The organism is Mycobacterium sp. UM_Kg27 (assembly GCF_000972905.1).
Classification (GTDB): domain Bacteria; phylum Actinomycetota; class Actinomycetes; order Mycobacteriales; family Mycobacteriaceae; genus Mycobacterium.
Genome location: NZ_JRMM01000163.1, coordinates 1 through 8659, shown reverse-complemented (window position 1 = coordinate 8659; position 8659 = coordinate 1). Strand labels below are relative to the sequence as shown.

Sequence of the window (8659 nt, the reverse complement as noted above, 5' to 3'; positions counted from 1 at the left end):
GGACTCCAGCTCGTGCGAGGACAACTGCGCGACGAAGGCCAGCACGCTCAACGCGATCAGCCCGTAGGTGACCACCGGGGTGCCGGTGACGACCCGAGTGAGCACGTTCGTCCGGCGCCCCGGTGCGGCGCCGGCGTGCGCACAGTCCAGGCAGTGCTGGCCGACGGAGGCGCCGCGCATGCAGTCGCCGCAGATGTAGCGGTCGCACCGCGTACAGCGCAGTGCGGTGGACCGGTCGGGGTGCCGATAGCAGACGGTCATGGCTATACCCTCTCAGAGCGCGCTTGCCCGAGCACCGCGGCGTAGATTTCACGCCATGTCGTCTCAAGCTCCGCGCCAAGCGTTCAACGACGTAGTCACCCGGTTTTGGAGCTTCGCCGCTCCCGCCTATGACACCGGATTCCTGCAACGTTGGGTCTATCGCCCGGCCCAGGACGAGCTGATTGCCGCGCTACGGTCGCACAAGCCGGCCCGGGTCGCCGACGTCGCGTGCGGCACCGGCATCCTGGCCGACCACATCGAACGTGAGCTGTCCCCGGAGGCGGTCTACGGGGTGGACATGTCCGACGGAATGCTCAAGGAGGCGCAAGAGCGTTCGTCGCGCGTGCAGTGGCTGACCGGGCCTGCCGAGCAATTGCCATTTGACGACGGCGCGCTTGATGCGGTGGTCACCAGCTCGGCGTTTCACTTCTTCAACCAGCCGGCCGCGGTACGGGAGTTCTACCGGGTGCTGGCGCCGGGCGGGATGGCGGCGGTCACGGCGATGAGCCCCCGGCTGTCCGACCCACTCGAGGCGCTGACCGGGATCCGGTGGAATCCGGCGCGTCAACCGACGCCCAGCCAGATGCGCACGCTGTTCACCGACGCCGGTTTTACCGTTCCCGACCAGCATCGGGTGGCGCGTCCGGCATGGACGCTGGTCGTGTCGGATCTGATCACCGTCGGGGTCAAGCCGTAGGCAGCCGGCCGGTGACGACCGTCCCCCGTTATTGCGTGGCGGTACCTTCGTTAGGTATGAGATCAATGGAGCTGGCCGGGACGACGGCGATCGCGCTGGCGACCTGGTTCACCGCGGCCGGAGTCGCCGGGGCTGATCCGGCCCCTCCTCCCCCGCCCGCGCCCAAGCAGGTGATCGACACCGACGGCACCTTCGCGGTCGGCAAGGACATCGTGCCGGGCACCTACCGCTCCGACGGCCCCCGCGACGGCAACGCCTGCTACTGGCGTCGAAACAGCGGCGACAAGGTCGTCGACAGCGCGATGACCAAAAAGCCACAGGTTGTGCTGATCGAGCCCAGCGACACCACCTTCCGGACCGACCGCTGCCAGACCTGGCAGTTGACCGAATGTCCGCCCACCTGCGCACCGGTGCCGCAGCAATCGGTGGGCCTGCCCGATGTGCTGAAGGGCTTCGTGCCGCAGGCTCGGCCCCCGGCCCCGGCGCCCGCTCCCAGCGGCGGTTAGCGCTCGAGCCGCCGGCACCCACTCGACCGGGCGCGTAGGGCCGCTTGAGCTGAGCGCCCAATGAAAGCCACCTGAAGTCGCGCCGGGTATTGCGGCTACCGCTGATAGGCCACCGTGGCCGTCAGCTCAGACTCGTTCCGCCTCGGCCAGCAGTAACGTTGCGCCGTCAACCAGCGTTCCGATCACCTCGTCGGTGCTGAAATCACTGAGCCACAGATTCGGGGTGTCGGTGCGATGCAGCATCGCGACACCGTGCAGCGCAACCGACAACGCCGCCGCGATCCGGTCCGAATCGGGATCCGAGTCCGAAACCGGAGTCTCCCCCCGGCAGGCCAGCAACCCTCGGGTTACGACGGCCAGCGCCCGGCGAGCCGCCGGCGGAGCGTGACCATCCTGGGTCATCAGGGCGTAGCGCAGTGGATGCCGCTGTGCGAACGACACGTACACCCGACACCCGATGAGCAGGCGTTCCCGCGGGTCAGTGGCCTGCTGGACGTATTCGGCGATCTCTTCGGAGACCTGTACCCAGCTCGACTCGGCGACCGACTCGAGGACCCGCTCCAGGTCGTCGAAGTGCGCATACACCGACGGCGCTGCGATACCGGCCTCCCGGGCAATGCGGCGCAGCGAAACCTCCGCCTCGCTGTCCGCGCTATCGATGACCCGGACAGCGGCGGCCAGGATCTCGTCGCGCAGCAGCGCGCCGTGACCTCGCATATTGCGCCGACGAGGGGGAGTGGGCACGCGGTGATCCTAACGGTCTGTGAGTTGTCCCCACCTGCGTTCCGCATAACATCTTCCGCGCAAGTGTGAGCTGGCACCTTTTAACTTTACACGCGTTTCTTTACGGTCGTAAGGTTAAGCGTCATGAGGGCAATGGAAAAGCTGCGCGGTCCGCTCGAGCGGCTGTGGATCGCGCTGGTGATCGTGCCGGTCGCCGCGATCGGCGGACTGGTCATCTACCGGCTCCACGGCGTATTCGGCGCAGACGGAGCGGCGGTTGCCCGTGGCGCCGGTGGCGAGATCGTCTCCACCGTGCCGAAGTACGTCACCTATGAGCTCTACGGACCCGAGTCGACGTCGGGCATGGTCAGCTACGTCGACGAGCGCGCCCAGTCCCGGGAGACCCGGTTCCACTCGCTGCCCTGGTCGCTGACCCTGACCACCACGCAGCCCAGCGTGTTCGCCAACGTCATGGCGCAAGGTGACGGCCACGAATTGGGCTGCCGGATCACCGTCAACGGCGAACTGCGCGACGAGCACCAGTCCGATGGCCACAGCGCCGCGGCGTTCTGCGTGGTGAAAGCGGCATGAGCGGCCTCCACAGCCCGACCGGCCCGGGAGCACCGCGGTTCCCGCGGCTGATCCGCGCGTGCGCCATCCCGATCATCCTGTTCTGGCTTGCCGCGGCCGCCGCGACCAATCTGCTGGTGCCGCAACTGGAGAACGTCGGCGCCCGCAACGCCGTCTCGCTCTCCCCGCAGGACGCGCCGTCGGTGATCGCGATGAAGCACATCGGGGAGAAGTTCGGTGAGTTCACCAGCGACAGCGTGCTGATGATCGTGCTGGAGGGCGACGCCGAGTTAGCAGAAGACGCCCACCGCTACTACGACGAGCTGGTGACGACCCTGCGGGCCGACACCACCCACGTCGAGCACGTGCAGGACTTCTGGGGCGACCGAGTCACCTCGGCGGGCTCGCAGAGCGAGGACGGCCGGGCCGCCTACGTGCAGGTGCATCTGGCGGGCAACCAGGGCTCGGCACAGGGTGTGGAATCGGTGGACGCGGTGCGCAAGATCGTCGAGGACTCCGACCCACCAGCCGGTCTGCGTTCCTACGTGACCGGTCAGGCGGCCCTGGTCGCCGACACCAACGAGGCCGGCGACGCCTCGATGGTGAAGATGACCGGTATCACCATGGCCGTCATCGCGGTGATGCTGCTGGTGGTCTACCGCTCGATCGCGACCACGCTGATCGGGCTGGCAGTGGTTGTCACCGAGATGAGCGTGGCCCGCGGACTGATCGCGGTGTTGAGCGATTCCCACGCATTCGCGATCTCGACATTCGTGGTCAGCATCCTCACCGCGCTGGCCATCGCGGCCGGAACCGACTATTGGATCTTTTTGATCGGGCGCTACCACGAGGCACGCAATGCCGGCGAGGATCGTGAGACCGCCCAGAACACAACGCTGTCCAGCGTCAGCCACGTCATCGCAGGCTCCGGCCTGACCATCGCCGGGGCGATGCTGTGCCTGCACTTCACCCGGCTGAACTACTTCAACACCCTGGCGGTGCCCTGCGCTCTGGGCATGTTCACCATCCTGGCGATGGGCTTGACCTTCGCTCCGGCGGTCCTCGCGATCAGCAGCCGCTTCGGGCTGCTGGACCCCAAGCAGGTCGCCAACACCGGCGGGTGGCGCAAGGTGGGCACCGCCGTGGTGCGATGGCCCCTGCCGATCCTGGCCGCTGCCAGTGCCGTTGCCGCCGTGGGCGTCCTGGCGCTGCCCGGGTATAAGACCAGCTACGACAACCGGCACTACATCCCGGCCGACGTACCGTCCAACATCGGCTACGCCGCAGCCGAGAAGCACTTCAGCTCCGCGCGGATGAACCCCGACATGCTGATGGTCGAATCCGATCACGACATGCGCAATCCCCGCGACATGCTGGTGCTGGACCGCATCGCCCGCAACATCTTCCGGGTTGCAGGCATCGAACGGGTGCAGAGCATCACTCGGCCGCTGGGCCCGCCCATGGAACATGGATCGGTGCCGTTCCAGATCAGCGCCCAGGGCGTCACGATGGCCGAGAACCTGCAGTTCTTGCGCGCCCGCCTCGATGACACCCAGACCATGGCCGACCAGCTCTCGTCGATGATCACGGTGATGGACCGGCTGCACGGGCTCACCGTGCGACTCTCCGATGCCACCCACGGCACCGACGAGGCGACCCACGACATGGAAGGCACCATGGCCGAGGTCCGAGACCGCATCGCCGACTTCGACGACCAATTCCGCCCGCTGCGCAACTACTTCTATTGGGAGCCGCACTGCTTCGATATCGGCGTCTGCAACGCGTTCCGAGCGGCGTTCGACGCCACCGACGGCTTCGACAAACTGGCGGAGAACACCGCGGCGCTGGCCCAGCAGATGGACCGGGTCGACGAGATCACCCCGGCAATCGCCGATCAGATCCCGCCGATGATCGCCATCACCACCAACATGCGCGACCTGATGTTGACCATGCACAGCAGCTTCAGCCAGGTGGTGACGCAGCTGGAGCAGATGACCGACACCGCCGCGGTGATGGGCCAGGTATTCGACGACGCCCGCAACGACGACATGTTCTACCTACCGCCGGAAGCGTTCGACAGTCCCGACTTCCAGCGCGGGATGGAGTTGATGATGTCGCCGGACGGCTCGGCGGCCCGCATCCTGATCACCCATGACACCGATCCGGCGACCGTCGACGGCATCTCGCACGTCGGCGCCGAACTGCAAGCCGCCAAGGAAGCCGTCAAGGGCACGCCGCTGGCCAAGGCGAAGTTCTATCTGGGCGGAACCGCAGCCACCTACGCCGATATCGCGACCGGTGCGCACTACGACCTGCTGATCGCGGCGATCGCGGCGATCGTGTTGATCTTCGTGGTGATGCTGCTGATCACCCGGGCGCTGGTGGCCTCGATCGTGATCGTCGGCACCGTGGTGCTCTCGCTGGCCTCCTCGTTCGGGTTGTCAGTGCTGTTGTGGCAGTACGTGTTCGGCATCGAACTGCAGTGGCTGGTGATCGCGATGTCGGTGATCGTGCTGCTGGCGGTGGGGTCGGACTACAACCTGCTGGTGGTCTCGCGGATGAAGGAAGAGATCAACAGCGGCACTGCCACCGGCCTGCGCACCGGGCTGATCCGGGCGATGGGCGCCACCGGCAAGGTGGTGACGGCGGCCGGCATGGTGTTCGCCTTCACCATGATCGCGATGATCGCCAGCGACCTGCGGTCTGTCGGCCAGATCGGCACCACGATCGGATTGGGCCTGTTGTTCGACACGTTCATCGTCCGCAGCCTCATCACCCCGTCGATCGCGGCGCTGCTCGGCCGGTGGTTCTGGTGGCCGATCAACGTGCACCGCCGCCCGACCCCGATCACGGCCGTGTCCGCCGCCCGCGCCGAGCGCGCGGCCACCGTGACTGCCGCCGCCGAACAGGAAGACACCTTCACGCCCGCGCCGAAGCCACCGGCCCCGATGGCACCGCCGGCCGTCCCCGCCGGCTAAGGATCTTACTGTTACGCCAAGATGTTCTTATTTTTCTTAATTTGTCTGTATCGTGGGTCCCGTGCGTCACGGAGCGGGGCTTGCGATGGTCAATTCGGGTACGTCTGCGGCGGTGCGGAGAGGAAGCTCCCTTGCTTGACGCCTGCTACCGGGCCGCACGCGCCAGGATCAGCCGCCTGGCGGCCGGGCTCACCGAGGACCAGTTGCAGCTCCCGGTTCCGGCGACACCGGGATGGTCGGTGCACGACGTGTTGGCCCACCTCACCGGTGGCGCCGCGGACGTCTTGGCGCAGCGACTCGATGGCGCGCCGGGTGACTCGTGGACGGCGCGGCACGTTGCCGAACGTCGCGACCGCCCGGTTGAGGAACTGCTCGACGAATGGGAGCGCGCCTCCCCGGCGGTCGAGGCCAGTCTGCCGGAGCGGTTCACCGGGCCCAACCTCGCCGCCGACGCGATCTGCCATGAAGCCGACCTGCGCGAGGCGCTGGTCCTGCCGCGGATCGACCGCGAACACTGGCAGCCGTTTTTGGACGTCCTGGGTTATCTGCCGGGCCGACGCCTGCCCGACACCAGCACCTTGGTGATCAGCGACGAGCTGGGGCAGCAGTGGCGGTGTGGTTCAGGTGAATCCGTCACCGTGTTGCGGGCTGAAGGTTACGAGCTGATGCGCGGGCTGTTCAGCAGGCGCTCCCGCAGTCAGATCGCCGGATGGGACTGGTCGCCCGAGCCGTCGGCGCACCTGATCGACAGCTTCGGGATTTTCGGCCACCGCGACGACGATCAGCCGATACCGGTCTGCTGATTCATACGCCGCAGGAGGCCAACCGCGGCGGGGAGAACGCGACCGAACCGACCCCGCCGTCGACGGCTCCGTTGTTGGCGAGTCGCATCGTCGTGACGTAGGTACAGGTTTGAATCTCGGTGGATGAATTGAGGTAGACCACGTTGTAGGTGTAGGTGAACGTGCGCACCAAGTGCTTGACATCCCAGGGCACATCCAGCACGAATCCGAGCGACGAGTCCATCGTCCGGATCCAGATCGCCCGGTCACCGGTCTCGCCGATCGACGGCACCACCGAGAACGCCGAACCGTCGGGCCTGATGCCGGCGATGCTGAGGCTGTCGATGCGGTAGCCGGTGGCGTCCGCCGGCACCGGCGGACCGGGCTGAATCCTGGTGGTGAACTGGATCGCGTAGTTGGTTCCACCGCCGATCGCCCTGGTGGTGGAGAAGCTGGTCCAGCTGAATTCCTCCGGCAGCTCCACTGCGCAGTTGTCGATCAGCTCGTGCGGATCGCCGCACCCGGGCGAACCCGCCGGCGCCGCCAGCGCGCGCGGGGCGGCGAACGCTAGGCCGAAAACCGGCACCGACCAGGCGGCACCGCGCAGGAAGATGCGGCGCGAGATCGCTGTCTTCGCACGGCCGGGCACGAGCTCACAGTAGGCGATCTGAGGGCATTCGGTTGTTTGGCCGTTGATTCGGTGCCATGCTCGCCGGATGCTGTGGGAGCGCTTGTCCACGGCGGTCAGCGCCCGCCGTTCCTGGCTCGTTGCGCTGGTTCCGATCCTGATCGCCGTCGCACTGATGGCGCTCGGCAACGACAACGCGTCCGCGACACAATCCCCCGAGGCGCTGCCGCCCAGCGCCGAATCCGCCCGTGTCGCCGCGGCGCAGTCCACCTTCGCCGGTGGGGACCAGGCGGCCGCGCTGCTGGTCGCCACCCGCAGCGATGGTGGGCCCCTGACGCCGGCCGACGTCGCAGCGGTCAATGCCGCACGTGACCGTATGACGCAGGTGCCCCAAGTGCTCGACGGCCCGGCACCGCCGGCGATGCTGTCCACCGATCAGCAGGCGGCCCTGGCGACGGTGCCCTTGGCTGCCGACTTGTCCGGCTTCGAGCTCACCGATGCGGTCAAAGCCCTGCGAGCGGCGGCCGCCGACGGCTTGCCTCCGACGCTGTCAACCCACGTCACCGGCGGGCCGGCGTTCGGCGCCGACATCGCCGATGCCTTCACCGGCGCCAACGTGACCCTGTTGGTGGTCACCGCGCTGGTGGTGGCACTGCTGTTGATCGTCACCTACCGGTCGCCGGTGTTGTGGCTGGTACCGCTGCTGGTGATCGCGTTCGCCGATCGGGTGGCCACCGTAGTGGGCTCCGATGTCGCACGCGCCGCGGGCGTGACCTTTGACGGCTCCACCGCAGGCATCACCAGCGTCCTGGTCTTCGGGGCCGGCACCAACTATGCGCTGCTGCTGATTTCGCGCTACCGCGAAGAACTGCGCTCACAGCCCGACCATCGGACCGCGCTGCGCCGGGCGGTGGCCGCCGCTGCCCCGGCGATCCTGGCCAGTAACGCGACCGTGGTGCTGGCTCTGCTGACGTTGATCTTGGCGGTGACCCCGAGTACCCGCAGCCTGGGGATCTGCGCCAGTTGCGGGCTGGTGGTGGCCGCCGTATTCGTGCTGTTGGTTTTACCCCCGTTGCTGGCGTTGGTCGGCCGGAAGGTGTTCTGGCCGTTCATTCCCCGGGCTGTCGACAATGGAGCCACCCCGGCCGGCCCGTGGTACCGCGTCGCCGCGGCCGTCTCGCGCCGCCCGGCCGTGGTGTGCACGGCGGCGATCGCCGTCCTGGCGGTGTCGGCCACCGGCCTGCTGGGCGCCGGTATCGGGTTGTCGCAGACCGAGCAGTTCCGGTTACAGGCCGACTCGGTGACCGGATTCGACACGCTGGCAGCGCACTTTCCGGACGGTGCGGCCAGTCCGACCGTCGTGATCGGCCCCACCGCCCGTTCGCAGCAGCTCAAGCGGGCGATCACCGCGGTTCCGGGCGTCGTCTCGGTGGTCCAGACGGGTATGTCCGAGACCGGCCGAACCATGTGGTCTGCGGTGCTCGACGCCGCCCCGGCACTGTCTCTTATACACA

The 8659-nt window shown here is 67.5% G+C and carries 8 protein-coding genes and 1 pseudogene; 6 read left to right on the top strand and 3 right to left on the bottom strand.

Features of this window, described 5'->3' with window-relative positions; all coding sequences use genetic code 11:
* A pseudogene (locus tag LI94_RS18955) lies at positions 1-261 on the bottom strand (B-box zinc finger protein); the annotation flags it as partial.
* 55 nt (positions 262-316) lie between these two features.
* Between LI94_RS18955 and LI94_RS18950 the strand changes: the two are divergent.
* Both LI94_RS18950 and LI94_RS18945 read left to right on the top strand, forming a co-directional pair.
* Positions 317-958, top strand: a complete 642-nt coding sequence (locus LI94_RS18950; RefSeq protein ID WP_046302163.1) for a methyltransferase domain-containing protein — start codon at positions 317-319, stop codon at positions 956-958.
* A gap of 56 nt (positions 959-1014) precedes the next feature.
* On the top strand, positions 1015-1464 hold the full coding sequence (locus LI94_RS18945) for a hypothetical protein (RefSeq protein ID WP_241178615.1): 450 nt from the start codon (positions 1015-1017) through the stop codon (positions 1462-1464).
* 126 nt (positions 1465-1590) lie between these two features.
* Here the strand turns inward: LI94_RS18945 and LI94_RS18940 are convergent, their stop codons facing one another.
* A complete protein-coding gene (locus tag LI94_RS18940) occupies positions 1591-2208 on the bottom strand; it encodes a TetR/AcrR family transcriptional regulator (RefSeq protein ID WP_231384016.1) in 618 nt (205 codons plus the stop codon).
* Positions 2209-2331: 123 nt separating this feature from the next.
* On the opposite strand from LI94_RS18940, the gene LI94_RS18935 reads away from it, so the two are divergent.
* The 3 genes from LI94_RS18935 (at position 2332) to LI94_RS18925 (ending at position 6538) form a co-directional block, all read left to right on the top strand.
* On the top strand, positions 2332-2778 hold the full coding sequence (locus LI94_RS18935; protein WP_231384015.1) for an MmpS family transport accessory protein: 447 nt from the start codon (positions 2332-2334) through the stop codon (positions 2776-2778).
* Positions 2775-5735: an MMPL family transporter gene (locus tag LI94_RS18930; protein ID WP_239651271.1), complete on the top strand. Its 2961-nt coding sequence runs from the start codon at positions 2775-2777 to the stop codon at positions 5733-5735. The genes LI94_RS18935 and LI94_RS18930 overlap by 4 nt, the downstream gene beginning before the upstream one ends.
* Before the next feature lie 131 nt (positions 5736-5866).
* Complete coding sequence (locus tag LI94_RS18925) at positions 5867-6538, top strand: maleylpyruvate isomerase family mycothiol-dependent enzyme (RefSeq protein WP_046302162.1); 672 nt, start codon at positions 5867-5869, stop codon at positions 6536-6538.
* A 1-nt stretch (position 6539) separates the two neighbouring features.
* On the opposite strand, the gene LI94_RS18920 is transcribed toward LI94_RS18925, so the two are convergent.
* A complete protein-coding gene (locus LI94_RS18920; protein ID WP_046302161.1) occupies positions 6540-7166 on the bottom strand; it encodes a hypothetical protein in 627 nt (208 codons plus the stop codon).
* A 67-nt stretch (positions 7167-7233) separates the two neighbouring features.
* Between LI94_RS18920 and LI94_RS18915 the strand changes: the two genes are divergently transcribed.
* The coding region (locus LI94_RS18915) for an MMPL family transporter (protein WP_046302160.1) at positions 7234-8659 on the top strand (1426 nt) is incomplete at its 3' end.

Bases quoted from the DNA above. Each gene is read 5' to 3' on its own strand.
- LI94_RS18950 (WP_046302163.1), top strand. From the start codon at position 317: ATGTCGTCTCAAGCTCCGCGCCAAGCGTTCAACGACGTAGTCACCCGG.
- LI94_RS18945 (WP_241178615.1), top strand. From the start codon at position 1,015: ATGAGATCAATGGAGCTGGCCGGGACGACGGCGATCGCGCTGGCGACC.
- LI94_RS18935 (WP_231384015.1), top strand. From the start codon at position 2,332: ATGAGGGCAATGGAAAAGCTGCGCGGTCCGCTCGAGCGGCTGTGGATC.
- LI94_RS18930 (WP_239651271.1), top strand. From the start codon at position 2,775: ATGAGCGGCCTCCACAGCCCGACCGGCCCGGGAGCACCGCGGTTCCCG.